Origin of the sequence: Enterobacter sp. WCHEn045836 (assembly GCF_003965585.1) — a bacterium.
Classification (GTDB): Bacteria; Pseudomonadota; Gammaproteobacteria; order Enterobacterales; family Enterobacteriaceae; genus Enterobacter; species Enterobacter dissolvens.
The window spans coordinates 1-26,451 of record NZ_RXPT01000012.1 but is presented as its reverse complement, the minus strand read 5'-3'; the positions used below and the strand labels follow the sequence as shown (position 1 = coordinate 26,451).

General features: G+C 54.0%; 23 protein-coding genes, 1 tRNA gene and 1 pseudogene. 15 read left to right on the top strand and 10 right to left on the bottom strand.

What is annotated here, in order from left to right; all coding sequences use genetic code 11:
* Positions 1-26 precede the first annotated feature (26 nt).
* From EKN38_RS16535 to folD, 3 genes are all read right to left on the bottom strand, one after another.
* Complete coding sequence (locus EKN38_RS16535) at positions 27-1,526, bottom strand: PTS transporter subunit EIIC (RefSeq protein WP_126522451.1); 1,500 nt, start codon at positions 1,524-1,526, stop codon at positions 27-29.
* Between the two features lie 234 nt (positions 1,527-1,760).
* The gene (gene ybcJ / locus EKN38_RS16530) at positions 1,761-1,973 is read right to left on the bottom strand and encodes a ribosome-associated protein YbcJ (protein WP_014830937.1); all 213 of its coding nucleotides are present in this window, start codon (positions 1,971-1,973) and stop codon (positions 1,761-1,763) included.
* 1 nt (position 1,974) lies between these two features.
* Positions 1,975-2,841 (bottom strand): bifunctional methylenetetrahydrofolate dehydrogenase/methenyltetrahydrofolate cyclohydrolase FolD, encoded by an 867-nt coding sequence (gene folD / locus EKN38_RS16525; RefSeq protein WP_013095929.1) that lies wholly within the window; start codon positions 2,839-2,841, stop codon positions 1,975-1,977.
* 310 nt (positions 2,842-3,151) lie between these two features.
* Between folD and fimA the strand changes: the two genes are divergently transcribed.
* The 6 genes from fimA (at position 3,152) to sfmF (ending at position 9,187) form a co-directional block, all read left to right on the top strand.
* Positions 3,152-3,715 (top strand): type 1 fimbrial major subunit FimA, encoded by a 564-nt coding sequence (fimA, locus tag EKN38_RS16520; RefSeq protein ID WP_014830938.1) that lies wholly within the window; start codon positions 3,152-3,154, stop codon positions 3,713-3,715.
* A 68-nt stretch (positions 3,716-3,783) separates the two neighbouring features.
* On the top strand, positions 3,784-4,329 hold the full coding sequence (gene fimI, locus EKN38_RS16515) for a type 1 fimbrial protein subunit FimI (protein WP_126522449.1): 546 nt from the start codon (positions 3,784-3,786) through the stop codon (positions 4,327-4,329).
* A 34-nt stretch (positions 4,330-4,363) separates the two neighbouring features.
* Positions 4,364-5,056 (top strand): type 1 fimbria chaperone FimC, encoded by a 693-nt coding sequence (gene fimC, locus EKN38_RS16510; protein ID WP_014830940.1) that lies wholly within the window; start codon positions 4,364-4,366, stop codon positions 5,054-5,056.
* A gap of 14 nt (positions 5,057-5,070) precedes the next feature.
* Positions 5,071-7,635: a fimbrial biogenesis usher protein gene (locus EKN38_RS16505; protein WP_014830941.1), complete on the top strand. Its 2,565-nt coding sequence runs from the start codon at positions 5,071-5,073 to the stop codon at positions 7,633-7,635.
* A 13-nt stretch (positions 7,636-7,648) separates the two neighbouring features.
* Complete coding sequence (gene fimH / locus EKN38_RS16500) at positions 7,649-8,653, top strand: type 1 fimbria D-mannose specific adhesin FimH (protein WP_126522446.1); 1,005 nt, start codon at positions 7,649-7,651, stop codon at positions 8,651-8,653.
* A gap of 9 nt (positions 8,654-8,662) precedes the next feature.
* Entirely contained in the window at positions 8,663-9,187 is a 525-nt protein-coding gene (gene sfmF, locus EKN38_RS16495; RefSeq protein WP_014830943.1) for a fimbria assembly protein, read from the top strand.
* A gap of 51 nt (positions 9,188-9,238) precedes the next feature.
* Here the strand turns inward: sfmF and fimZ are convergent, their stop codons facing one another.
* The 3 genes from fimZ to EKN38_RS16475 all read right to left on the bottom strand — a co-directional run bounded on the left by fimZ (position 9,239) and on the right by EKN38_RS16475 (position 12,122).
* Positions 9,239-9,871, bottom strand: a complete 633-nt coding sequence (gene fimZ, locus EKN38_RS16490) for a fimbria biosynthesis transcriptional regulator FimZ (RefSeq protein ID WP_014830944.1) — start codon at positions 9,869-9,871, stop codon at positions 9,239-9,241.
* A gap of 805 nt (positions 9,872-10,676) precedes the next feature.
* Positions 10,677-11,399, bottom strand: a complete 723-nt coding sequence (locus EKN38_RS16480; protein WP_043951577.1) for a response regulator transcription factor — start codon at positions 11,397-11,399, stop codon at positions 10,677-10,679.
* A gap of 24 nt (positions 11,400-11,423) precedes the next feature.
* The gene (locus EKN38_RS16475; RefSeq protein WP_014830946.1) at positions 11,424-12,122 is read right to left on the bottom strand and encodes an EAL domain-containing protein; all 699 of its coding nucleotides are present in this window, start codon (positions 12,120-12,122) and stop codon (positions 11,424-11,426) included.
* Positions 12,123-12,400: 278 nt separating this feature from the next.
* Between EKN38_RS16475 and EKN38_RS16470 the strand changes: the two genes are divergently transcribed.
* Positions 12,401-12,477: transfer RNA gene (locus tag EKN38_RS16470), tRNA-Arg, on the top strand.
* An 84-nt stretch (positions 12,478-12,561) separates the two neighbouring features.
* Here EKN38_RS16470 and EKN38_RS26175 read toward each other — a convergent pair.
* The 4 genes and pseudogenes from EKN38_RS26175 to EKN38_RS16450 all read right to left on the bottom strand — a co-directional run.
* Positions 12,562-12,681: pseudogene (locus tag EKN38_RS26175) on the bottom strand (integrase); the annotation flags it as partial.
* 9 nt (positions 12,682-12,690) lie between these two features.
* A complete protein-coding gene (locus tag EKN38_RS16460; RefSeq protein ID WP_014830947.1) occupies positions 12,691-12,987 on the bottom strand; it encodes a contact-dependent growth inhibition system immunity protein in 297 nt (98 codons plus the stop codon).
* Between the two features lie 3 nt (positions 12,988-12,990).
* On the bottom strand, positions 12,991-13,815 hold the full coding sequence (locus EKN38_RS16455) for an RNase A-like domain-containing protein (RefSeq protein WP_126522444.1): 825 nt from the start codon (positions 13,813-13,815) through the stop codon (positions 12,991-12,993).
* A 114-nt stretch (positions 13,816-13,929) separates the two neighbouring features.
* A complete protein-coding gene (locus tag EKN38_RS16450) occupies positions 13,930-14,487 on the bottom strand; it encodes a DUF6037 family protein (RefSeq protein WP_014830949.1) in 558 nt (185 codons plus the stop codon).
* Positions 14,488-14,797: 310 nt separating this feature from the next.
* Between EKN38_RS16450 and EKN38_RS16445 the strand changes: the two genes are divergently transcribed.
* The 8 genes from EKN38_RS16445 (at position 14,798) to pheP (ending at position 26,441) form a co-directional block, all read left to right on the top strand.
* Positions 14,798-16,018, top strand: coding sequence for a cytochrome P450 (locus EKN38_RS16445; RefSeq protein ID WP_014830950.1), 1,221 nt, complete (start codon positions 14,798-14,800; stop codon positions 16,016-16,018).
* 350 nt (positions 16,019-16,368) lie between these two features.
* Entirely contained in the window at positions 16,369-17,385 is a 1,017-nt protein-coding gene (locus tag EKN38_RS16440) for an iron ABC transporter substrate-binding protein (protein ID WP_014830951.1), read from the top strand.
* 24 nt (positions 17,386-17,409) lie between these two features.
* Positions 17,410-18,984 (top strand): ABC transporter permease, encoded by a 1,575-nt coding sequence (locus EKN38_RS16435; protein ID WP_014830952.1) that lies wholly within the window; start codon positions 17,410-17,412, stop codon positions 18,982-18,984.
* Between the two features lies 1 nt (position 18,985).
* On the top strand, positions 18,986-20,026 hold the full coding sequence (locus tag EKN38_RS16430) for an ABC transporter ATP-binding protein (protein WP_014830953.1): 1,041 nt from the start codon (positions 18,986-18,988) through the stop codon (positions 20,024-20,026).
* A gap of 140 nt (positions 20,027-20,166) precedes the next feature.
* Positions 20,167-20,442: a DUF1471 family periplasmic protein YahO gene (gene yahO / locus EKN38_RS16425; protein WP_126522443.1), complete on the top strand. Its 276-nt coding sequence runs from the start codon at positions 20,167-20,169 to the stop codon at positions 20,440-20,442.
* A gap of 224 nt (positions 20,443-20,666) precedes the next feature.
* Positions 20,667-22,850: a TonB-dependent receptor gene (locus tag EKN38_RS16420; protein ID WP_014830955.1), complete on the top strand. Its 2,184-nt coding sequence runs from the start codon at positions 20,667-20,669 to the stop codon at positions 22,848-22,850.
* 126 nt (positions 22,851-22,976) lie between these two features.
* Complete coding sequence (locus EKN38_RS16415) at positions 22,977-24,950, top strand: PhoX family protein (protein ID WP_126522440.1); 1,974 nt, start codon at positions 22,977-22,979, stop codon at positions 24,948-24,950.
* A 102-nt stretch (positions 24,951-25,052) separates the two neighbouring features.
* Entirely contained in the window at positions 25,053-26,441 is a 1,389-nt protein-coding gene (pheP, locus tag EKN38_RS16410) for a phenylalanine transporter (RefSeq protein WP_014830957.1), read from the top strand.
* The last annotated feature ends 10 nt before the right edge of the window (positions 26,442-26,451 follow it).

Here is a 26,451-nt window from a genome sequence, read left to right as displayed (position 1 = left end):
AGGAGACGTGTCGTTCCGGCATCTTATTATTTGCCAATCATGGTGGACATGGTCTGGGCGATAAACTGTGCTCTGGCACCGAAAATCACCTGAATACCGTTATCACCCACGAAGACCACGCCGCGCGCGCCGAGCCCGTTCAGGCCATCTTTATCCACCGCATCGCTTTTTGCCACTTCCAGGCGCAGACGGGTGATACAGGAGCCAACGGAGTCGATGTTGTGCGCACCGCCCAGCAGGGTAATGATTTCGGTGGCGAGTTCAGAATCGGATTTATCATCCGCGCTGGCGGTTACTTCGGTACGGCCCGGCGTTTTCACGTCAAAGCGACGGATCACGAAACGGAAGGTGAAGTAATAAATCAGGCCCATCGGAATACCAATGATAATGGCATTGAGGAAGTTGGTCTGATAGCCGTTAAATGACGGCAGGATCCCGAACGACAGATAATCGATAAAGCCTGCTGAGAACGACTTGGCGATATGGGCGTGCAGCAGATACATGGTCATGTACGCCAGACCCGCCATAATGGCGTTGAAGACATAGAGGATCGGCGCAACGAAGATGAACGTGAATTCCACCGGTTCGGTGATCCCCGTCAGGAAGCAGGTGAGTGCCGCAGAGAACAGAATACCGGCCGCGATTTTCTTATTTTTGGTGTGTGCTTCATGATACATCGCCAGACACGCCGCAGGCAGTGCGAACAGCATCAGCGGGAATTCCCCTTGCATGAACTTACCGGCGTTCTGGTAAGTGTCGCTGCTGAAGGATTTCACCCCTTCTTCCAGCATCTTGAACCAGATAGTCTGGTCGCCGTGGATCACCTGGCCCGCCTGAGTGGTGTAATCACCAAATGAATACCAGAAAGAGGGATACCAGATGTGGTGCAGACCGAGCGGGATCAGCGCACGTTCGACCAGGCCGAAGATAAAGGTCGAGGCGGCCTGATTATCGCCGTTCACCACCACGGAGAGCGCGTCGATACCGGCCTGGATGTGTTGCCAGACGTAGGGCAGCAGCAGGCCGAGCAGGAACGAGAGAAACGCCGTGGCAATCGCCACAAAGCGTTTGCTGGAGAAGAAGCCGAGGAACTCCGGCAGTTGCATAGTGTGGAAACGGTTATAGCACCACGCCGCCAGAATACCGCAGATCAGCCCGCCAAAGACGCCCATCTGCAGCGTCGGGATGCCGACCACCATAGCGTATTTTCCGCCCTGAGAGGCCATTTCCGGCGTGATGCTCAGCACGGTACTGATGGTGATATTGGTGACAAACACCGAGACGGCGGCAGACAGCGCGGCAATGCCGGATTCCGATGCCAGACCTACGGCGGAGCCAATGGCAAACAGCATCGGCAGGTTATCAAAGATAACCCCACCCGCGTTCATCATCAGCGGCAGGTGAAACTTATCGCCAAAGGCCAGCAGCAGGCCCGCAGCGGGAAGCAGTGAAATTGGCAGCATTAAGGCGCGACCAATCATCGATAACTTAGACAGCGATTTAACAAACCCTGATATCAGACTCATGCTGATTTCCCCCGAGAAGCGCTTTTTTTGGCGCTGTTATTGTAAGTAGAACGTTTTAGTAGAACGTTCTACTTATCGTGGGCAAAGCGTGAAAAACGCGCAACTCAATTTTCACTTTTCAGCAGATGAAATAGTGATTATTTGAAGTTGATCGATAATTAACCGTGATGGGTATGGGGGGATTGTCATCCCCTCTCCCTGTGGGAGAGGGTTAGGGTGAGGGCATCAAACGACTCAGGCCGTAACCGTCACGCTCTGGCCGTCAAAGCTGACAGTCTGACCGGCAACAATCTTGCAGCGCTTACGGGTTTCTACCACGCCGTCGACGAAAACCTGCCCGTCGGCAATCACGATCTTGGCCTGCGCGCCGCTTTCGCTCCAGCCTTCCAGCTTCAGCAGATCGCACAGTTCAACGTGTGGGTGTTTACCTAATGAAAATGTCGCCATGTTACGCGTCCTCTACGTCGTGATACTCCTCGCATGCCTGCAAGGTATTCTGAATCAGGGTGGCAACGGTCATCGGGCCTACGCCGCCCGGCACCGGGGTGATGTAAGAGGCACGCGCCGCGGCGTCTTCGTAAACCACGTCGCCGACCACTTTGCCGTTTTCCAGACGGTTAATCCCGACGTCCACGACAATTGCCCCTTCCTTAATCCATTCCCCTGGAATGAAGCCTGGCTTACCGACCGCGACGATCAGCAGATCGGCGTTCTCAACGTGATGACGCAGGTTCTTGGTGAAGCGGTGGGTCACGGTGGTGGTGCAGCCGGCCAGCAGCAGCTCCATGCTCATCGGACGGCCCACGATGTTGGAGGCGCCAATCACTACGGCATTCAGACCGTAGGTGTCGATGTTATAACGCTCCAGCAGCGTCACGATACCGCGCGGGGTGCAGGGACGCAGGCGCGGCGCGCGCTGGCACAGACGGCCAACGTTGTACGGGTGGAAACCGTCCACGTCTTTATCCGGCGCGATACGCTCCAGCACCTTCACGTTGTCGATGCCTGCCGGCAGCGGCAGCTGGACCAGAATACCGTCGATCTCTTTATCGGCATTCAGGGTGTCAATAAGTTCCAGCAGTTCTGCTTCGGTGGTGGTTTCTGGCAAATCGTAAGAGCGGGAGACGAACCCCACCTCTTCACACGCTTTGCGCTTGCTGCCGACATAAATCTGCGATGCCGGGTTGCTACCAACCAGCACAACGGCGAGCCCTGGTGCGCGAAATCCAGCCGCTTTACGCGCCTTCACTTTTTCCGCGACCTCAGAGCGAACCTGCTGCGCAATCGTTTTACCGTCAATAATCTTTGCTGCCATCAGAGAGAAGATTCCGTCTGTAACGTTTGAAAGGGGGGATGGCCTGTATTTTGTCAGAAGCGAGCGCCGCTGTCAGTCACCCTTTGCGAGTTTTCCTCCGGCGGGCGTAAAGACCCTTCCCGGATGATGGTCAATTTCTTAGGCGGGATTAGGATGTGACCTGGTAAAATGGCAGCGTTTTGACATATTTAAAAATAGTTTCCTGAGCTACTTTGTCTCCTCCGAAATAAGCTTTCAATTTTTCAATTGAACGTATTTCTTATTCCCGATTATTCGCGGGAAGGGTTATTTACATTTTAAAGGAATAGACATGAAACTCAGCAACATTGCTTCTACTGTTATTGCTTCACTGGCCCTGGTCGCGGGTGCCGCTCACGCTGCGGATCCGGTTACGCCAGTTTCTGTAAATGGCGGTACCGTGCATTTTAAAGGTGAACTGGTTAATGCTGCATGTTCAGTAAATACCGATTCTTCCGAGCAGACTGTTAATCTCGGTCAATACCGTACCGCGAAATTCACCAAAGTGGGTGACACGACGTCTAATATTCCATTCACCATCGAACTGAACGATTGCGATCCGCTGGTGGCGAAAACGGCTGCTGTAGCGTTTACCGGTCAGATCGACGCGACCGACAAAACCCTGCTGGCAGTGACTTCCGGTAGCAACGACAACACCGCGAAAGGTGTTGGTATCGAGATCCTCGACAGCAAATCCAGCGTTCTGACCCCAGACGGTGCCACCTTCTCTGCAGCGCAGAACCTGATCCAGGGTACCAACACCCTGAACTTCAGCGCGCGTTATAAAGCAACGGCGGCGACCACTGAACCAGGCCAGGCGAACGCTGACGCCACTTTCGTTATGAAATACGAATAATTCCTCCGTACAGGGATGTTTTGGCCTCACGGATGAGGCCCGTTATACGCTCAGGCCAGGAACGAAGGATGACAAGGACAGGAACACTACTGCTGTTAACCCTTGCGATGGCTTCTCAGGCATTCGCCCATACGGTGGTGATTGACGGCGGCAAAGTACACCTCAGAGGTGAACTGCTGAACGGCGGCTGCGCCGTGGCGCCGGACAGCCAGAATATGCGCATCGACATGGGGCAGTACCGAACCAACTCATTTTCCGGGGTGGGCAGTTTTTCCACGGTTAATGTGCCTTTCACCGTGCGGCTGCTGGATTGCAGCGTGGATGTCTCACGCACCGTCGGGATCCAGTTTCAGGGCATCACGCCCGCAGAAGATCCGCAGGTTTTTCTGGCGACATCGCGGCCAGGTGAAACACCCATCAGCAGCGGGGTGGGGCTGGCGCTCTTTGACGAACAACAGCGTCAGATTATCCCCAACGCCACGGCGGTCAGCTGGTTGCCGATTGAGACCCGCGAGCTTGCGTTTCATTTTAGCGCCCGTTATCGCGCTATTTCCGAACACCTTGTACCAGGCAATATTCAGTCGGATGTCTGGTTTACGTTGATTTATCCATAACACCTGCGAACACATTATTAAAGGTACGGTTTTGATGAATACGCTAATTAAACCAGGACTGATTTTATCGTTTATTTTAATGATGGTTTCTGCATGCGCGAATGCGTCCGGTGGTATTGCTCTCGGAGCCACGCGTGTTATTTATCCGGCAGATGCTAAACAAACTTCACTGGCGATCACCAACAGCAACAAACAAGAACGCTATTTAATAAACGCATGGATCGAAAATGCGAACGGGCAAAAGGAAAAGACCTTTGCCGTTACGCCTCCGCTGTTTGTCAGTGAACCGGACAGCGAAAACACCCTGCGCATTATTTATGCCGGCCCCGAGCTGCCCGCCGATCGTGAATCGCTCTTTTACATGAACGTGAAAGCGATCCCGTCAGTGAACAAAGCCAAAACCGAAAACAACAACGTGCTGCAACTGGCCATCCTGTCGCGTATCAAGCTGTTTGTGCGCCCGAACAATCTGGCGATGCAGCCGGAAGAGGCGCTCTCTCAGTTGCGCTTTGAGCGTGTTGGCACCCATCTGAAGATCAGCAACGCGTCACCGTATTACATCACGCTGGTCAATCTGAAGCTGGGCGGTCAGACGCTGGACAACATTATGATCGCGCCAAAGAACTCGGCGCAGCAGACGCTGCCGGCCGGCGCGGGCGGTACGCTCTCCTGGCAGAGCGTTAATGACTACGGTGCCATTACTCCGGCGCGTAGTGTCAACCTGTGAGCAGAGTCAGGGCGATGAATAATCATCAATGGCGTTACTGCCCGGTTGCACTGGCGCTGATGGCAACGCTCTGGCCGCAGGCGGGCTGGAGCGAAAGCTACTTTAACCCGGCCTTTTTGTCCGACGATACCGCCAGCGTGGCGGATTTATCGCGTTTTGAACAAGGTCATCAGCAGGCACCCGGCGTGTATCGCGTGGATATCTGGCGTAACGATGAGTTTATCGCGACCCAGGACGTGCGCTTTGAGCAGGCCGACGATACGCCCCCGGTCGCGGGTGGGCTGGCGCCGTGCATCACGCGTAAAATGCTCGAGCGGTTTGGCGTTAACATCGCCGCGTTTCCCGATCTCGTTAACGTGCAGGGCGATACCTGTGTCCCGCTGGCAAAAGCGATCCCCGGGAGCCTGGTCGCGTTTAACTTCGCCTCACAGCGTCTGAATATCAGTCTGCCGCAGGTGGCGATGCAGAACAGCGCCCGTGGCTATATCCCGCCTGAACAGTGGGATGAAGGGATCCCCGCCGCGCTGTTGAACTACAGCTTTACCGGCAACCGGGGAAGCGAGGACGACAGCTACTATCTGAACCTGCAGAGCGGGCTGAACTATGGCGCCTGGCGTTTACGCAATAACGGTGCCTGGCGTTATACGCAGAACAACGGCCAGCGGCACAGTAACTGGCAGAACATTGGCACCTGGGCGCAGCGTACCGTCATTCCCCTCAAAAGCGAACTGGTGCTGGGCGACAGCAATACCGGCAATGATGTCTTTGACAGCGTCGGTTTTCGCGGCGGGCGGCTGTTCTCGTCCGACAGCATGTACCCGGACAGCCTGCAGGGCTACGCGCCAACCGTGCGCGGTATCGCCCGGACGCCAGCCAAAGTGGTCGTTCGCCAGAACGGCTACGTTATCTATCAGAGCTACGTCCAGCCTGGTGCGTTTGCCATCACCGATCTGAACCCCACCTCCTCAAGCGGCGATCTGGAGGTGACGGTGGAAGAGAAAGACGGTAGCCAGCAACGCTATACCGTGCCGTACTCCACCGTGCCGCTGCTGCAGCGTGAAGGACGCTGGAAATATGACCTCGTGGCAGGGGATTACCGCAGCGGTAACAGCGATCAGGACACGCCGTTCTTTACCCAGGGCACGCTGATTACCGGTCTTGCCAATGGCTTCACCCTGTACGGCGGTACGCAGCTGGCGTCGCGTTATACCGCAGTGGCCATTGGTGCCGGGAAAAACCTCGGTGACTGGGGCGCGGTGTCCGTCGATGTCACCCATGCCCGCAGCCAGCTGGCGGACGACAGCCGCCATGAAGGCCAGTCCCTGCGTTTCCTGTATGCAAAATCACTTAACGGATTCGGCACCAACTTCCAGCTGCTGGGATATCGCTACTCCACGAAAGGGTTTTACACCCTGGATGATGTGGCCTGGCGTTCGATGGAAGGCTATCAGTATGCCGACAGCCAGGATGATGACGGCGTGCCGGACGTGCAGAGCTATCACAACCTGACATGGAATAAAAAAGGGCGCTTCCAGCTCAATATCTCTCAGTCGCTGGGTGATTACGGCTCAGTCTATGTTTCCGGCAGCGAGCAGACCTACTGGGGCACCAGCCAGTCGAACCTCTGGTATCAGCTCGGCTATGCCGGGGGCGTAAAAGGGATCAACTACTCCCTGTCATGGTCGTGGAACAAGTCCGTCGGGATCGAGGGCACGGACCGGATCGCGTCGTTTAACGTCTCGGTGCCGTTCAGCCTCTTTACCCGTCAGGGGTATCGCCGGGACAGTGCCATCGACCGCGCCTACGCCACGGCGTCAGCCAGCCGCAACAGCGACGGTGATACCAGCTGGCAAACCGGGGTCAGCGGCACCCTGCTGGAAGATCGCAACCTGAACTACAGCGTTACGCAGGGGCACACCAGTACCAACGGCTCAAGCGGTAGCGCCAGTGCGAACTGGCAGGCGACCTACGGCACGCTGGGTGTGGGCTACAACTACGCGCGCGATCAGCACGATCTCAACTGGCAGCTCGCCGGTGGGGTGGTGGGCCATGCCGACGGTGTCACCTTCAGCCAGCCGCTGGGGGATACCAACGTCCTGATTAAAGCGCCGGGAGCATCGGGCGTCAGCGTGGAAAACCAGACCGGGGTGAAAACCGACTGGCGAGGCTACGCGGTGATGCCGTATGCCACCGTCTACCGCTATAACCGCGTGGCGCTGGATACCAACTCCATGAGTAACAACACCGACATCGAAAATAACGTCAGCAGCGTGGTGCCGACCAAAGGCGCGCTGGTGCGCGCCAGCTTCGATACCCGTATTGGCGTGCGTGCCCTGCTGACCGTGACGCGCGGCAACCAGCCAGTGCCGTTTGGTGCCGTGGTCCGTGAAACCCAGAGCGGGGTCACCAGCATGGTGGGCGATGACGGGCAGATTTACCTGAGCGGCCTGCCGCTGGAAGGGGAGTTGCTTATTCAGTGGGGCAATGGGATGCAGTCCCAGTGTCGTGCGCACTATCGTTTATCGCCTGAAAGCCAAAACCAGGCCATTACCATGGCGGGGGCAAGCTGTGACCGTTAACAGGAACCCAAAGATGCGCAGTTTACGCAATGTGTTTAGCTTAGCGCTGCTCTGCAGCACGATGCCCGCGTGGGCGACGGTCTGCCAGAACTCTACGGGCGTGGCAAAGGATATCTCGTACGATCTTTCAAACGTCTTTAACAGTTCCAATAACAAACCGGGGCAGATTGTGACCCTTGCGCAAAAATCCGGGCTGGTAGGCGTTAATGCTATTTGCCCCAGAGGCACAACCGGGAAGTCGACGATGCGTAGTTACGTCACCAGCCTGCCGATAACGACGGTGATTGATAGCTATAAGTATGTGAAGCTGAATGACTACCTTGATGGTGCAATGCAGATCCACGATGACTACGCGGGCACCTTCTACCCGCCGGCAAACTACATCCAGATGGGGCAGCACCCTAACGTTCCGAACAACAAGGCGTTTCCTGTCACCGATTCGAAGCTGGTCTTTCGTCTGAGAGTCACGCGGCGGTTTATCAACATGGTGGTGATCCCTCAGCAAACCATGTACACCGTCTATGTGACCACCACGTCATCCGACCCGCTGAATACCCCGGTGTATACCATTAGCTACAGCGGCACCATTCAGGTACCTCAAAGCTGTGCGATTAATGCCGGGCAGGTGGTGGAATTTGATTTTGGTGATATTGGCGCGTCGTTGTTCAGCCAGGCGGGGGCCGGCAATCGTCCTCAGAATGTCTCACCCCAAAGCAAAACCATTGCCATTAAGTGCACCAATGTGGAGGCCAATGCGTATCTGACGATGCGCATCGAGGCGGAAAAAATCTCGGGTAATGCGCTGGTTTCCGATAACCCGGATTTAGGGTTTGTCGTGGCTAACGATAGCGGTACGCCTCTGACGCCTAATAACCTGAACAGTAAAATTCCGTTCCGCCTGGATGACAGTGCCCAGGCGCAGGTCGGGATCCGGGTCTGGCCGGTGAGCATTACGGGGAATAAGCCAGCAGAAGGCCGGTTCACCTCTCGCGGCTATCTGCGCGTGGATTACGATTAAGGGGGAGAGATGCGGAACTGGAAATGGCCTTTCGCTGTGCTGGCCCTGACGATGTGTCAGGCAAATGCGTGGTCAGCCACAGCGCTGGGCGAGATCAATATTCAGATGTACGGCAATATCGTTGATTTTACCTGCGTGGCAGAGGGTAACGACAGCGACAAGACTGTTACGCTGGGCACCTGGCCGACAAAACAGCTCAGCACCACGGGGAGTCGTACGCAGCCCATGCCTTTTACGCTAAAGCTAACCGGCTGTCCGCCAGGCGCGGCATCGATTACGTTTTCCGGGAAAACGGACGGGAGTGACAGCGGATTGCTGGCGCTGAACGATGCCAGCACGGCGAATAACGTCGCGGTGGAGATCAGGGATGCGGATAAAACGCGTCTGGCGTTGCAGCAGGCCAGCCAGCCGGTGACGGTGGATGCGCAGGGAAATGCCGTGCTGTCATTCTATGCTAATTATATTGCCACTGCGGATAACCCCCAGCCCGGGCGCGCCGATGCGGATGCTACCTTTATGATTAATTATAATTAGCGCTGACCGCACTCCCTGCAGCTCAGATAAACTGCAGGGAGTGAATTCAGGTTATAGCAGCTCGTGTGCCTTGGCGTAATCGATTAATTCCACAATGCTTTGCACGCCGAGCTTGGAATAAATATTGGATTTGTGCGCGCTAATGGTTTTGTTACTTAATAGTAGTTGTTCAGCAATTTCCTTATTCGATAATCCATTCGCCAGATAGCGCAATACCGTGACCTCGCGATTCGATAATGGCATATCTGCCGCCATCCCTTTCCCTGAACCCAGATGATTAATAAAGTTCAGCGTTTCTGACGGGAAAAAAGAATAGCCCATCAGGATCATTTCCACAGCGTTGTAGATCTCACCTAAATCTTTTCGTTTACTGACAAACCCATTTGCACCGGCACGAATGGCGCGCCCCGCGTAAAAGGATTCCGATTTGGAAGAGAGGAACAAGACCTTGATGTCTTTGTTTAAGTTTCTGATTCTTTTCAGTAAAGCGAAGCCATCGGTGCCCGTGAGTTCAATGTCCAGGATCACCAGATCGATGGCGTGATTGCGGATACAGTCAAGGACTTCGTGGCTGTCGCCAGACTTCAGTTTGACTGTGATATTTTTATTTTTCTGTAGCAGGACTTCTATCGACATTCTGACGATAGGGTGTTCGTCCATAATGATAACGGATGCCGGTTTCATTTTTTATGCCTCAGATTGTTAAAAGCGTTATGCTGAGTTTGGTTCAAACTCTCGAAATGCCGGAAGGATAAATTTGCAGATCCTTATAGGGTGGTATTTCCCTGGAAAGAGCGAAAGCATCCTTGTTAACGTAGCGGTAATGTCATTGCCTCAGCGCGGTCTTCTCATTTGGCTGGTATCGGCAAAAAGGTTTTTCTTATTCATATTTGGTACGCGTCTTATTATACCGTGTAAGTTTTTTCCGAAAAGCCTGCAGATTAATTCACAATTATTGGTTTGTATTATCTTCTGGATCTGAATGGCTATTTTTTTAATTTTAGCGGAAATATCCTGTTATTCCATTTACCGCATCTTTTCATCTTTATGTAATAACAAAAAATAACAGATACCACTATATGTTGCAAAATTGTTAATGAAATAGCGGGGCAGTAAAACGTCTCAGCTGCTGCTGAAGTGGCGTGAATTTGCACAGATAGCGCGTCTCATCCTCATCCCGATGCCTCTCCCCGATATCAGAAAAATACTATGCCGGAAGAGCAAAATCTTCTGCGACCTTCACTTTGTGCGCCTGGCACATGCAGCCAAATTGCTTGTTTTTACATCATTATCATCCTGTTAACGGAACCATCAATCCCTTAACGCATGGATGAAAGTGCTGCACTTTACGTATTCTTTGATATTTCACGTGGTTCAGAGTCAAAAATTAGGAATAGTTGTAATTTCGACTTTAGTGTTAACAGTTAACATTAAATTAACATTTTTGGTAAGTAATTTCCTAAAGGCCTTTAGGAAAGAAGGGGTTAGGTTAAGAGTAAAACGAGCAGTCGGAGAGATTATTGAGAAGATGCAGCAGTTCCTGGCGATGGCTCAGCCCGAGCTTTACCAGAATGCAGCTCAGGCGATAGATAATGCGGCTATAGGGGCGGTTCTGCAGCAGGGCGATCTGACGTAGCGTCTTCCCCCGCGAGAGCTCCTGTAAAATGGGCCACTCGCCACGCGAGAACCACTCTTTACTGGAGCCCTGCGGGGGGCTGATATCCATCAGGCTGTGCTGGAGCGCCGCCGCCGTTGACTGGCGTTCGAGGACATGAAACGGACCTGCCGCTTTGCAGAACAGACGGGTGTCATAATTATCCGCCCTGACCAACAGATACGGCGTCAGATACGGCGGATATAGGCTGTGTCTTCGCAGCTGATCCAGCTTTTCCATAAGCGCCGTGGTACGGCTTTCAATATCCACCACCAGACGGGCAGCAGGCCACTGGTTCAGCGCCTGAAAGGCATCATCCAGCGTCGGGTAATCGCTACAGCTGCTCAGGGGAAACTGACCGTTCAGAAAACCGGTGCGCAGGAAATGATCTTCCGTGACCAGAATAATAAAGGGCGCGTCTGTTTTGCGGTGCTGGTGGATGGACTGGCTCAAAAATTCGAGTCGGTCGAAAAAGGGGGGAGCAAAAGGCGAGTGCGTAAATCCCAGTGCATCACTTCCTGTACGCCGCCGCCGGTAACGGCGCACTGTCATTCGCATGGCTTCCCTCCTGGAAATGGCTTTTTATTCCTCCGGCCATTTCCAGGACGGCCAGTAGTACCCCTGGCCGAGTCCTGCTCCTGCCTGTTGTGCCCGGATACGATCCTTTTCAGTCTCAATACCTTCAATAAGCACCTTGTCGGCAAGCTGAAAGCAACGTGTTACCAGTTGCCCGAGCGCAGGGGGGGCGCGTAAACGCCAGAATGCTTCCTTATCGATTTTTATGCCGGTTAACGGCAACCGGCAGGACAGAAATGGTTGGACGGTTACTTCATCAATATCGTCCAGCCAGATACCGTGACCTTGCCTTCTGAGCTGTTGCAGTCGCTGGAGAACGTCCTGCCGCTTTGCGTCAGACAGCGCCAGAAAGCGTGCCGGGTCGACAATTTCAATATTCAGCGGTGCGGCATGCAACCGGATAAGCCGTTGAAAAGCGTCCGGCTGTGTGAATACGGTTATCGGCAAATTGACGTAAAGATTATGACAGTGCGGGGCCTTTTTTAGCGCGGCAAGTTGCGCTTCAAGCAGCGCAATTGACCACTCCGCAGACCGATCGGTGAAAAATGCCTCGCTTTGCTCTGTTGCTGACAGGACGCTCAACACTTCCACCCCAACCTGGCGCTGCGAGGAGAGGGCGACGATAGGCTCAAGTTTGATGCCCGCAATGTCCTGAGAGAGGTGCTGTAAGCCGGGGGACGTATCGATCAGGTTTTGCGCTGTCACTCCATTGTCCTGTTGTCTGTCAGCCTCCAGGCGGCCGGGATACCTCACACTAGTGTGACGAGCTGGCGCTCAGGAAAACAGCAGGCGTTACTTAAATGCAGCTAAGCCTTTTCGCAGTGCTAAAGTGTACGGAAGAAAAGCGGGGAATGTTGAAAAAACAGTCATATTTACAATCAACTAGCCCTATTCAGGGTCGAATACGGAAAAGGCATTGACTCACCTGCCATTGACCGTATAATTCTTCGCGTTTCACCACCGCGAAGTTCACTCTTCTCAGTGCGCCCTTAGCTCAGTTGGATAGAGCAACGGCCTTCTAAGCCGTAGGTCGTAGGTTCGAATCCTACAGGGCGTGCCATTTAATATCAGGCATTTACACGTCTTTCGCTCCCTCCTGATTACCCTTGTGGGACAAACTTGGGACATCAACCCCAAAAAGTTAGCCAATTTGCTTAGCATGCTCAGTTAAATGATTATGTGCTAAGTGGGCATAGCGACGGACCATTTCGATACTTTCCCAGCCATCCATTTACCGCAATACAGATACCGGAACGCCAGCCTGAAAAGACCCTTACTTTTGTACATCCAGATAATGGGAAGCCTGTGTCGATATCATCGTCAGGAACTGCTTTGCGGTAATCCCCCATAAAGACGGGTTAAAATCGAACTTATATAAGTTGAGAAACTCAAGCTCCACATCGTCATTTCTGTTGATGAAGTTATTGCAATCCTCAATCAGCCCCTTTGCATTTTCTGGCCCTTCGCATTTCAGATATTCCTCCATCACCTCTTCGATGGTCTCGCCAAACAGGTCATAATCTTGGTTAAAGTAAGCACCCATTAGGTGATCTAAAAATTTATTAATCATGATTTATCTCAGTACCGGGAAAGCAGTCAGTACATAGTAAGGTTTGTTGTTATACAACTGGAGTTCAAGAACAACGCGCATTTTATGCGATTTGATCATGGGACCAGTCGCAGACTCAATGCCAAAGCCAATTTCCTTGCCTGCAAAAAAATCGATGTTCAATTTTGAGCCAGCTCGTGCAGTTTTGGCCCAGTTAGCTACATAAGACGCGTTAAATTTCAGCGCACGGGAAATGGCATCCTCAGCAATGCGTCTGTTATAGAAAGTACTACTTCCTGAGAGCGTGGGTCTGTTGGTTAATCGTGTTCTGAGGTCTGCTTCACTTAACCCTACATGGCGGGAGAGCGTATGACCACCGGGTTTATATCCAGCAGCAGATTCATGTTCAATAAGTCTAATTCTGCCGACACGAACCGATGCGACGCGGACAGCACCGAGGGTAAGACCAAAAGCCACTGGCACCGCGATATCGACAGTCAATCCAATATGAATTGCGGTATTTTCATCAGCTCCAAGATGGCGGGCGGTATCAACAGCTAACTGGTACGCCGCTGTCCGGGTGTCTCGGCCAGAAAGAGTCTGGTCAATAGCGGCATTGAGGCTATCGAGGCCATGCGCACCAACGACAATGCAAGCCGCTTTGGTTAACGTCGTTGGGTCTGGAGCTGCGCACAGAATTGTCGCCCCTGCGAGTTCAACAGTACTCATTGCTACACTGAGTCCGCCCAACAACCGATTCTGCAGTGTTTCTGCTTCAGTTACTGTTTTATCAGATAACACTGCAGCCATCTGAACCGGAGACATAACTACCTGTAATCCTTCACCCACACTAATGCTCCGTTTATGTTATTTCTCAATGATAAAAAGTAATAGTGCGTTACGCAAAAAGCGCTGTCGTCTGCCTGGCACAATCAAATCGACACACCGGTTAATCATCCAATATCAGTTTGAGTTTTTCTTCTCATTACTGGACCAGCAACTGCTGATATTCCGTTCAGAGCAGAATTCAGCTATCTCACTTCCAAAGGCTTTTCGTGTTTTTTCGAGATTAAGGGGTGTCACATGGCTGTTTACCCCATTGTTTTTCCAGTACTTAAAGTAAATTTTTTCTCCATCATCATTCAGTTCTGCTTGAGATTTTGCTGGCGTTGCAGGTTCTTTTGTTGAGGTGACGGAATGAGGAACGGCATCAGCAAAATGTCGAAAAAATTTTGCTGTACTGAAAGGGTTTTTTGGGTCGTACTCAATGCCCAAAACACGACATAAATCGTTATATGCCGATTTAGGTTGTAAGAAAGGATCGATTGAATAGCCTGGCTTGACATTTACCACGAAACAACACTTTTCTCCTATAGCGCCGAAAAGTAGCTTGTATGGGGAGCCATCGGTGAAAAACAGCACATCAAAGACTACCTGATTATGTCTGTACTGAAACTGAGTCCGGGTAACACCATTTTGCCTCATATTTTTATGTAGTTCTTTCAGTCCTGAAATCTGCATGGTAACTCCTCAGTTCTAATGTCTTGTTTAATATGACTAATTATTCTTACGTATTATGTGATCTGCCTCATTTTCGATGAGTTTGTGGCCGGATAAATATCTGATTTTTCTCGTTACGTTGAGGGGCTCCCCCCGCGTATGACTCTTTTGCTCAGTCGCTGGCATGGTCGAGTGAAAACTGATGGGTTGCAGGTTCAGATCCAGCATTGTCATCTGGAATCAAAACTCTCCCATCACACCAGCATTGCTTGAACTGAAACATATCCCTGCTTAACTCAATGGTGATTAATCCTGTGATGAGGGTTCACCTGTGGCATATGTCGACAAAGCACTTCGGTTTAATCCGGCCTCACCTGTTTTTCAGGAAAATCTGCACAACGTGTATCACCATATGCGCAACCACCAACCTGTGGCGCGCATCGGGAAAACGTGGGTACTCACTCGCTACAAGGATGTTTATCAGGCGCTGAAAGAGCGCGCGTTTATCTCTTCAGGGATACCTGAAGACGTCCATCGCGCACTGGAAAAAGAACGTTTTAGCCTGTCGCCCCCTTTACTGTCCCTGCTTTATGGCATCGTGCTGTTTGAAGATGGTGGCGTCCATCGCATGCACCGTCAGGCGTTACAGTCACTGTTCATGGGCGAATCATGGGAGGCGTTAACCACTATCATCACTCGCGAATCACAGTCGCTGGTGGCTGGGCTCTCAACCGCGTATCCCTTTGATGGTATTCGCCAGATTGCGGCTCCTCTCTGGGGAAAACTGTTTTCTGCATGGCTCAATCTGCCAGATGAACTGCAGGCCGTGGTGGAAGAGGAGAAAAGCGCCATTCGTCTTTTACTGGATCCCAGTTCCATCGACAGACAGGGTCTTGAACGCCTGTTAAAGGCACTTTCCCATCTGGATGAGGGGTTTAGTCAGCTCGCGCAGGCGCACAGAAAAGGTTACGACTCTCTTTTTTATCGCAGCTTGCTTAACGGGTACGGTGGAGATGATGATGCGCTCAGGGAACGCTTCAGTACTGATTGCGTCACTATGCTCATCGGTGGCAGTGAAACCAGTGAGGCGCTCACCGGGAATCTGCTGTATATGCTTGCACAGCATCCTGAGTTACAGGAACGCGTGCAGGATAATACTGTGCGGATGAAAGATATCGTCAGCGAAACCATGCGCTTTGAATCTCCGTTGCAGATGGGACGGCGAAAGGTTGCGGCTCCCGTGGAGTTTCTGGGGCGTAAGCTCAACGTGGGGGATAACGTGTTGCTCTGTCTTGGGTCTGCCAACCGGGATGAAACCGTCTTTGAAGAGGCAGGGCGCTTTATGCCCGACAGAAAAAATGTGCAACGCCAGCTGGGATTTGGCGCCGGTGTACACCAGTGTATTGGACAACTGCTGGCGCAATGTCAGGCGGAAAATCTGGCGATGGCTGTCAGTGAGCGAGGGATTATCGCCCTGGAGGACGAGGCGAAATGGTCGAACGGAAGCCTGATTCTGAGAACGCTGGAAAGCCTGCCTGTGAAAATCATCTGATTGTCGTTCTATATGGGTTCCGCTAATGCATGGGAACCCGTCAATGGATGGCAAAAAACACCGTTTTTATACTGAACGTTATCACTCCGTCATTCCGTGAAATTTAATACCTTAATAATAAATAGAAGACTAATTAATTATTATTTCCAGGCCTTAAGGTTTTCTTAATATTTAATTTCCCCTTCTTATTAATTTAGTTTTTTATCAGTTTAAATCTGGCAATAAAGAAATTTTACACTTTTACGCTTAAACTGGATTGATACTTATTATCATTAGTATTGTTGTATGCTTTAATCCTGTCCCACACAGCCCTTTGTTGTTTATCACGTTGGTCTATTAAGGATATGTTCATGAATTCTCGCCTGCTGTCATGCTTCTCGCTTGCCCTGTTGTCTTCATCACTTTTCCTTTCAACTCAATCGGTTGCCGCTGATAACAACGAAGGTATCGTTGTTTATAACGCGCAGCATGAAAATCTGGTGAAGTCGTGGGTAGACGGTTTTACCAAAGAAACGGGTATTAAGGTCACGCTGCGTAATGGCGATGACAGCGAGCTGGGCAACCAGCTGGTGCAGGAAGGCAGCGCATCACCTGCGGACGTATTTTTGACTGAAAACTCGCCGTCAATGGTGCTGGTTGATAACGCCAAACTGTTTGCGCCATTAGATGCAGAGACATTAAAGCAGGTACCGGCGGAATATCGCCCGGCACACGGCCGCTGGATCGGGATTGCCGCTCGCAGCACGGTGTTTGTCTATAACCCGAAAAAACTGAGCGAGCAGCAACTGCCAAAATCGCTGATGGATCTTGCTAAACCCGAGTGGAAAGGCCGCTGGGCTGCTTCTCCGTCAGGTGCCGATTTCCAGGCGATCGTCAGCGCAATGCTGGCCCTGAAAGGCGAGCAGGCCACCCTTGAGTGGCTCAAAGCGATGAAAGCCAATTTCGTTGCCTATAAAGGCAACAGCACGGTGATGAAAGCCGTTAACGCCGGTCAGATTGATGGCGGGGTGATTTATCACTACTACCGTTTTGTCGATCAGTCCAAAACGGGTGAAAACAGCAAAAACACTAAGCTCTACTACTTTAAACACCAGGATCCGGGCGCCTTTGTTAGCCTCTCTGGCGGCGGCGTGCTGGCGTCCAGCAAACACAAAGCGCAGGCTCAGGCCTTCATCAAATACATCACCGGCAAAGAAGGTCAGGAGAGCCTGCGCACCAACAACGCCTTCGAATATGCGGTGGGCGTGAACGCGGCCTCTAACCCGAAACTGGTGCCGCTGAACGAGCTGGATGCACCGAAAGTAGAACCTTCCACGCTTAACAGTAAAAAAGTTATCGAGCTGATGACGCAAGCTGGCCTGCTGTGATCCTGAGAGTAAAGTGAACGTCCTATGTCTGGTCTGAGTCTCGACATCGGCAAAAACAGAGTGCGGGAGCCTGCCCGCAGGCGTCCTGCGCTGCCGATGGTTGCGTTAGCTGTCCTGTTTTCATTAATGGCGCTTCTGCCTTTGGGCTTTATCATTGCCATAGGCATTGAGACGGGCTGGGAAACCATTAAGGCGCTGGTGTTCCGCCCGCGTGTTGCTGAACTGCTCAGCAACACGCTGTGGCTGACGGCCTTAGCGGTGCCACTCTGTATCGTCACCGGCGTGGCGATAGCCTGGCTGACGGAACGTACTCAGCTCGCCGGGCGGAGGATCTGGTCTGCGCTGGCGGTGGCCCCGCTGGCTATTCCTGCGTTCGTACAAAGCTACGCCTGGGTGAGCGTGGTGCCTTCCATGCATGGGCTTTCTGCGGGCGTGTTTCTCTCCGTGTTAGCCTATTACCCGTTTATCTATATGCCCGTGGCGGCGGTGTTGCGCCGTCTTGATCCAACGCTTGAAGATGTTGCCGCTTCGCTCGGCACGCCGCCGTGGCGGGTCTTTTTTCGCGTGGTGTTACCGCAGCTTAAGCTCGCGATTTGCGGCGGTGCGCTGCTTGTGGCGCTGCATCTGCTGGCGGAATATGGCCTGTACGTGATGATCCGCTTTGATACCTTCACCACCGCTATCTACGACCAGTTCCAGTCGACATTCAGTGGCCCGGCGGCAAATATGCTGGCGGGTGTGCTGGCGCTATGCTGTCTGGCCATCTTGCTGCTGGAAGGGGTCACCCGCGGGAAAGCCCGCTATGCGCGCATAGGCGCAGGGGCGGCACGTGAACAGACGCGCTGGCCGCTGAAGCCTGTTGCAGCGGCGTTGGGCCAGCTGTTTTTCCTCGTACTGATTATGCTGGCGCTGGGCGTACCGCTCATTGTGCTGTGTCGCTGGATATGGCTTGGCGGCGTACAGAACTGGATGAGCGCCGATCTCTGGCACTCGCTGCGCCAGACGCTGATGCTCGGCGTGGGCGGCGCGCTGCTGACCACCGGCTGTGTCATTCCCATCGCCTGGCTCGGTATTCGTTACCCGCACCGCATTTTCCGGATGCTGGAAGGGTGTATTTACATCACCAGTTCGTTGCCGGGGATCGTCACCGCTCTCGCGCTGGTCACGGTCACCATTCACTATGCACGCCCGATTTATCAGACCGAAATTACGCTGTTCCTGGCTTATTTGCTGATGTTTATGCCCCGTGCGCTCATTAACCTCCGGGCCGGGATTGCGCAGGCGCCGGTGGAACTGGAAAACGTGGCGCGCAGTCTGGGCAGCACGCCCGCGAAGGCATTGTGGAGCGTCACCATGCGGCTGGCCGCGCCTGGTGCGGCGGCAGGGGCGGCGCTGGTCTTCCTTGGCGTTAGTAACGAATTGACGGCGACGCTGCTGCTCTCCCCGCTGGGAACGCGCACGCTGTCCACCGGTTTCTGGGCGCTGACCAGCGAGATCGATTATGTTGCCGCTGCGCCTTACGCCATGTTGATGATTTTGATTTCACTTCCGCTGACCGCCATTCTTTATATGCAGTCCAAAAAAATTGCAGGGCTATGAGATGCTTGAATTAACGTCCATTTCTAAATCGTTTTCCGATGCGCAGGTGCTCGACAGCTTAAACCTGAGCGTTGCGCCGGGAAGCCGGACGGCGATTGTCGGGCCGTCAGGGTCGGGTAAAACCACGTTGCTGCGTATCCTTGCCGGATTTGAAACGCCGGATAGCGGACGGATCGTGATGCAGGGCCGAACCCTGTTCGACGAAAACCACGTTGTACCTGCACATCTGCGCAAAATTGGCTTCGTTCCTCAGGAAGGCGCGCTCTTCCCGCATCTTAATGTGGCAGACAACATCGCCTGGGGATTAGACGGTACCCGCCACGAAAAGCGCCAGCGCGTGGAAGCACTGATGGAGATGGTCTCGCTTGACAGACAACTCGCCACGCACTGGCCGCATGAGATTTCCGGCGGCCAGCAGCAGCGCGTGGCGCTCGCCCGTGCGCTGGCGCAGCGTCCCTCTCTGATGCTGCTGGATGAACCCTTCTCGGCACTGGATACCGGCCTGCGCGCCATGACGCGTAAAGCGACGGCCGATCTGCTGGCGGAAGCGGGGGTGGCCTCGATCCTGGTCACCCACGATCAAAACGAAGCGTTGTCCTTTGCCACGCAGGTGGCGGTCATGCGATCCGGGCGTTTCACTCAGGTCGGTACCCCTTATCAGGTCTACTCTCAGCCTGTGGACGAAGAGACAGCGCTGTTTCTGGGTGATGCGGTGATCCTGCCGGCACAACTCGCCAGCGGTTATGCGCAGTGTGCGCTGGGCGAGGTGCCCACGGACAACGCCCAGGCGACGGGGCAGGGCAGAGTGATGTTGCGTCCTGAGCAACTGCGCGTGACGGCATGCGCGGCGCACGAAAGCCCGGTGTCGATTGTGGATGTGGATTTCACCGGCCAGCTCTCCACGCTGACGCTGGCGTTAGCCGGGCAAACGGAGCCGATTACCCTGAAAACCGTCAGCCAGCCTGGATGGAACCCGGGCGCGGCGGTGCGTATTGATATTGCTGGTACGGCGCGCGTTTTTGAATATTTTAATGTTCGTTAGTAATTTAATACAACGGGTTGTTATAAAAGAATTTTCCTTATCGTGTGGCATTTCCTGAGATTCTCTACCATGCTCATAAAACCTCACCATTATGTGTGAGGTTTTTCGTAGTTGCTGATTAATCTCAAGGAAAAAAGGTTATGAAAAAGACGACTGCTATTTTGCTGGGAACAGCGTTTCTGTTTACCACCAATGCCTTTGCCGCTGAACTGCTGACGAAAAATGATTTCGAGAAAGTCGAATCGCAGTATGAAAAAATCGGTACAGTCAGCACTTCAAATGAAGTCTCCATTGATGATGCGAAGAAAGAATTAATTGAAAAAGCAGACAAAGAAGGTGCCGATGTCCTGGTGCTCACGTCTGGTATTACCAACAACAAAATTCACGGCACCGCCGATATTTACAAGAAAAAATAATGCCCTGCAACCACCCCGGATCCGGGGTGGTTGTGCGTTACGTTTTCCCGCTGTAACCCTTCTCCGTTCCCCCGGTTTCGTTTAACCCATTTTCTCAGGCAGATACGCGCGGTTACACTTGCTAACGTATATATAATGCGTATAGTTCTCATTTGCATTGCTTATAACATCCTTCTAAGGCCCGACGACGGGCCATTTTTGCGCGCACGTTTAATGAGTTAATTATGAACAACACCAAAATGCATAAAACATTGCTGGCGCTTGCCGTTAGCACAGTGACGCACGCTGCTTTGGCAGCAGACGCGAAACCAGAAGACACCATGGTGGTCCAGTCTGCAGCTGGAAGCGATTTCAAACCCGGCGGCGACCAGCTGGTACCCGCTTTCCTGGACGGGCAGGTGGCAAACGGCGGCCGTATGGGGATGCTCGGTCAGCAGAACGCCATGGATGTGCCGTTTAATATCATCAGCTACACCTCGAAGCTGGTGGAAGATCAGCAGGCGAAAACCATTGCTGATGTGGTCGCCAACGATGCGGGCGTGCAGTACGTTCAGGGCTACGGTAATAGCGCCGAAACCTTCCGTATTCGTGGACTGAAGTTTGACGGCGACGACATGACCTTTGGCGGGCTGTCCGGCGTATTGCCGCGTCAGGTGGTGGATGCCCAGATGGTCGACCGCATTGAGATTTTCAAAGGGGCAAACTCGCTGATGAACGGCGCGGCAAGCTCTGGCGTGGGCGGGATGATCAACCTCGAGCCAAAACATGCGGGCGATACGCCGCAGGCGAAAGTGGGCGTGGACTACACCTCCGATTCACAGATTGGTACCACCCTCGATGCGGGCCGTCGCTTTGGCGATAACGACCAGTTCGGCGCGCGCGTGAACCTGGTTCACCGGGAAGGGGAAACCGGTGTGCCGAACGACCGCCGTCGCACCACGCTGCTCTCCACTGGTCTGGATTATAAAGGCGACAACTTCCGTACTTCCCTGGATATGGGCTATCAGAAGAAGACCTTCCACGGCAGTCCGACCAGCGTCAATATTTCCGGCGTGGACTTTGTGCCGGAGCCACCGAAAAACGATCGTAACTTCTCGCAGAAATGGGCCTACAGCAACATTGAAAACGAGTTCGGGATGTGGCGCAGCGAGTACGACATCACTGACAACTGGACGGCCTATACCGGCCTGGGCGCGCAGCACGCGCACGAAGAAGGGATCTACAGCGCACCGAAGCTGGTGGACAAGAGCGGTAAGGCCGTGGTCAGCCGTCTCGATACCAACCGTATCAGCGATTCCGTCAGCGGTATGGCGGGGATCCGCGGTCACTTCAATACTGGCTTTGTCTCGCACAAGGTTAACGTGGGGTACTCCGCGATGACCAAAAACGAAAAAATCGCCTGGAAAATGTCGGCGACGGCGGATAACCCGACCACCAATATCTACCACAACACCGGCGTCCCGATGCCGGACAGCTCCAACTTCAACGGCTCTGGCGGCAAATACAGCGATCCGCTGACCAGCGGGCGTACCCGCACTCAGGGCTGGCTGCTGAGCGATACCCTGGGCGTGTTGGATGACAAACTGCTGTTCACCGCCGGCGCACGTCATCAGAAAGTGGTCATTCGCGGGTACAACAAAATTACCGGTGCGGAAAACGACGCGGACGGTTTTGACGGCAGCCGCTGGATGCCAACCTACGGTGTGGTCTATAAACCGTGGGAGGAAATTTCCCTTTACGCCAACCACACCGAGGCGCTACAGCCGGGTAAAACCGCACCTAACACGGCGACGAACTATGGCCAGAGCACCGGTATCGTTCACTCTAAGCAGAATGAAGTGGGCGTGAAGGCGGACTTTGGCCGCGTGGGCGGCTCCCTGGCGCTGTTTGAGATCAAAATGCCGTCGGCGATCCTCGACGACAGCGGTCACTACGGCCTGGACGCTGAACAGCGTAACCGTGGTGTGGAGCTGAACGTCTTCGGCGAGCCAATGCTCGGGATGCGTCTGAACGCCAGCGCCACCTGGCTGCAGGCCGAGTTGACCAAAACCAAAAACGGCGTGAATCAGGGCAACGATGCCATTGGTGTCCCGAACTTCTACGCCGTGCTGGGCACAGAGTACGACATCAAACCGATTGAGGGCCTGACGGCTACCGCCCGCGTCAACCACTCCGGCACGCAGTACGCCGATCTCGCGAACAGCAAAAAGCTCGACAGCTATACCACGCTGGATCTGGGCATGCGCTATCGCTTCGCGGTGAACCACAATGAAAACCAGATGACGGTGCGCGCGGGCATCGACAACGTGACCAACGAAAACTACTGGTCCAGCGTTGACGATTCCGGCACCTACATCACGCAGGGCGAACCGCGTACCTTTAAGGTCTCGGTTGGCTACGAGTTCTAAGCGTTCCACCTCGTTATCCGGGGCAGGGATGCCCCCATCCTTCCGTATCGTGTTATAAAATTGTAATAAAAGCTTCTTACACTGGCCTCCAGACCTTTACCTCTTGGCCAATGACAGGAAGCCGCTATGGGCAGACCCCTCAAATCCGTATTTAAAAAAGAACATCGCTACGATATCACTAACCGCAGCGCTAACCCGGTATTCTCCGAGGTTGCGGAGGTATTCCTCTCTCGTCGCCGCTTTTTACAGATGGGCGCCGTAGCGGGCGCTGCCGTTTCATTCCCTTTTCTGATCAAACCCGAAAATGCCATTGCCGCGGTATCGAAGCCTTCCGCGCTGGCAAAAGCGGTTTCCCTGGGCTTTACCAGCATCGACGTCTCCACGGAAGATACGGTCAGGGTGCCGGAAGGCTATATTGCCCGCCCGTTTTATCGCTGGGGCGACCCGACGGGGATTAAAGATAAGATGCCGGCTTTCAAACCGGATGCCAGCAACACCACCGACGAACAGGCCGTGCAGGCGGGCATGCACCACGACGGTATGGCGTGGTTTAGCCTGCCGCAGGGGGAACAAAACCCTGAGCATGGCCTGCTGGCGCTGAATCACGAATACATTGATAACGGGATGCTGTTTACCGACGGCACGGCGAACTGGAGTCTCGACAAGGCCCGTAAGGGGCAGAACGCGATGGGCGTGTCGGTGGTAGAAGTGAAAAAAACGGGCAGCGACTGGCAGGTGGTTCGCCCGTCTTCGTATGCCCGCCGTATTACCGTCAGTACGCCGATGCAGCTTACCGGCCCGGCGCGGCATCAGGATTTAATGAAAACCGCCGCCGACCCGCAGGGGGAACGCGTACTGGGCACCATGCAAAACTGCGCCAACGGCCATACGCCGTGGGGCACCTATCTCACCTGCGAGGAGAACTGGTCGGATATTTTTGTCAAAAAAGCCGACCTTAACCCGCTGGAAAAACGCTACGGCATCAGCGACAGCGATGAATCCTACCGCTGGAACGAGGTGGATGACCGCTTCAGCGTCGATAAAACCCCTAACGAACCCAACCGTTTCGGCTGGGTCGTGGAGATTGATCCCTACGATCCGACCTCCACGCCGCGCAAGCACACCGCCCTGGGCCGCTTCAAGCATGAAGGCGCCGCCGTCACGCTCGCCGCCGATAACCGCGTGGTGGTCTATATGGGGGACGATCAGAAGTTTGAGTACATCTATAAATTTGTCTCGGACAAAAAATACGATCCTGCAAACCGTGAAGCCAACATGCAGTTGCTCACCTCCGGCACGCTGTACGTCGCCCGGTTCAACGAGGAGGGAAGCGGCGACTGGCTGCCCCTGATCTTCGGGCAGAATGGTCTGGATAAAAGCAACGGTTTTGAGAACCAGGGCGATCTGCTGATCAAAACCCGCCTGGCGGCCGACGTGGTGGGGGCGACGAAAATGGATCGTCCTGAATGGATAGCGGTCGATCCGCACGCCAGCGGCAGCGTCTACTGTACGCTCACCAACAACAGCGATCGCGGGAAGGAGGGCAAGGCGCCTGTTGATGCCGCTAACCCGCGCGCCAACAACGTGTTTGGTCATATTATGCACTGGCACGAAGAGGGAGCCGATCCTGCTTCTGCACGCTTTAAATGGGATATTCTGGTGATGGCCGGGCGTACCGACAGCGACGATCCGAAGGCCAAAGGCTCCATGCAGGGCGCGGCATTCGGCAGCCCCGATGGCCTGTCGTTCGATCACCAGGGCGTGCTGTGGATCCAGACCGATGTCTCTTCCAGCACCATTAATAAGAAAGCGTACGAAGGGATGGGCAATAACCAGATGGTGGCCACCATTCCGGGCACCAATGAGTATCGCCGTTTCCTGACCGGCCCACGCGGGTGTGAAATCACCGGGATTGCGTTTACGCCGGACAACCGCACGCTGTTTATTAACATTCAGCATCCGGGAGAGGGCGGGGATGATATTACCGACCCGGCCAATCCGCGTGCGGTTTCCAACTGGCCAGACGCGAACCCGAACGGACGTCCGCGTTCGTCAACGGTGGTGATCACCAAAGCGGACGGTGGGATCATCGGTTCGTGACGTTAATCCGCCGGGTGCACGCACTGGCCCGGCGTTAAACTTGCTACCACCAGCATGAAGTGTTAAAACGTGCCCCTTCTAAAAAAGAGACAGGGGTAGGACGTGAAAGACGCGTCATCCGCTTCAGGCAACGGTAGCACTGAAGCTTCGTTGGAACAGAACCCGACGCTGCAACGTGGTTTGCAAAATCGACATATTCAGTTAATTGCCCTTGGCGGCGCGATCGGTACCGGGCTGTTTCTCGGTATCGGCCCCGCCATTCAGATGGCTGGCCCGGCAGTGCTGCTGGGGTACGGTATCGCCGGGGTTATCGCCTTCCTGATCATGCGCCAGCTCGGCGAGATGGTCGTCGAAGAGCCGGTGTCAGGCTCGTTCGCTCACTTTGCCTATAAATACTGGGGCCCGTTCGCTGGCTTCCTCTCCGGCTGGAACTACTGGGTGATGTTTGTGCTGGTGGGAATGGCTGAGCTGACCGCCGCAGGCATCTATATGCAGTACTGGCTGCCCGAGGTGCCAACGTGGGTCTGGGCTGCGGCCTTCTTTATTATCATCAACGCCGTTAACCTCGTGAACGTGCGCCTGTATGGTGAAACCGAGTTCTGGTTCGCGCTGATCAAGGTGCTGGCGATTATCGGCATGATCGGCTTTGGCCTGTGGCTGCTGTTCTCCGGTCACGGCGGCGAGCGTGCCACTATCGACAACCTCTGGCAGCACGGCGGCTTCCTGGCGACGGGCTGGAAGGGGTTGATCCTGTCCCTGGCGGTGATTATGTTCTCGTTCGGCGGGCTGGAGCTGATTGGGATCACCGCAGCTGAAGCGCGCGATCCGCATAAAAGCATTCCGAAAGCGGTTAACCAGGTGGTGTACCGTATTCTGCTGTTCTACATCGGCTCGCTGGTGGTGTTGCTGGCGCTCTATCCGTGGGTGGAAGTGAAGTCCGACAGCAGTCCGTTTGTGATGATTTTCCACGATCTGAACAGCAACGTGGTAGCCTCGGCGCTGAACTTCGTCATTCTGGTGGCGTCGCTGTCGGTCTATAACAGCGGGGTGTACTCCAACAGCCGCATGCTGTTTGGCCTCTCCGTACAAGGTAACGCGCCGAAATTCCTCACCCGCGTCAGCCGCCGCGGCGTACCGGTCAACTCTCTGCTGCTATCCGGGGCCATTACGTCGCTGGTGGTATTGATTAACTACCTGCTGCCGAAATCCGCCTTTGGTCTGCTGATGGCGCTGGTTGTCGCCACGCTGCTGCTGAACTGGATCATGATCTGCCTGGCGCACCTGCGTTTTCGCGCCGCGATGCGCCGCAAAGGGCGTGAGACACAGTTTAAGGCGCTGCTCTATCCGGCAGGCAACTACATCTGTATCGCGTTCCTGGCGATGATCCTGGTGCTGATGTGCACCATCGACGACATGCGCCTGTCCGCGATGCTGCTGCCGGTGTGGGTGGTGTTCCTGTTTATCGCGTTTAAACTCTCACGCAAAAAGTAGCCCCTTTTCT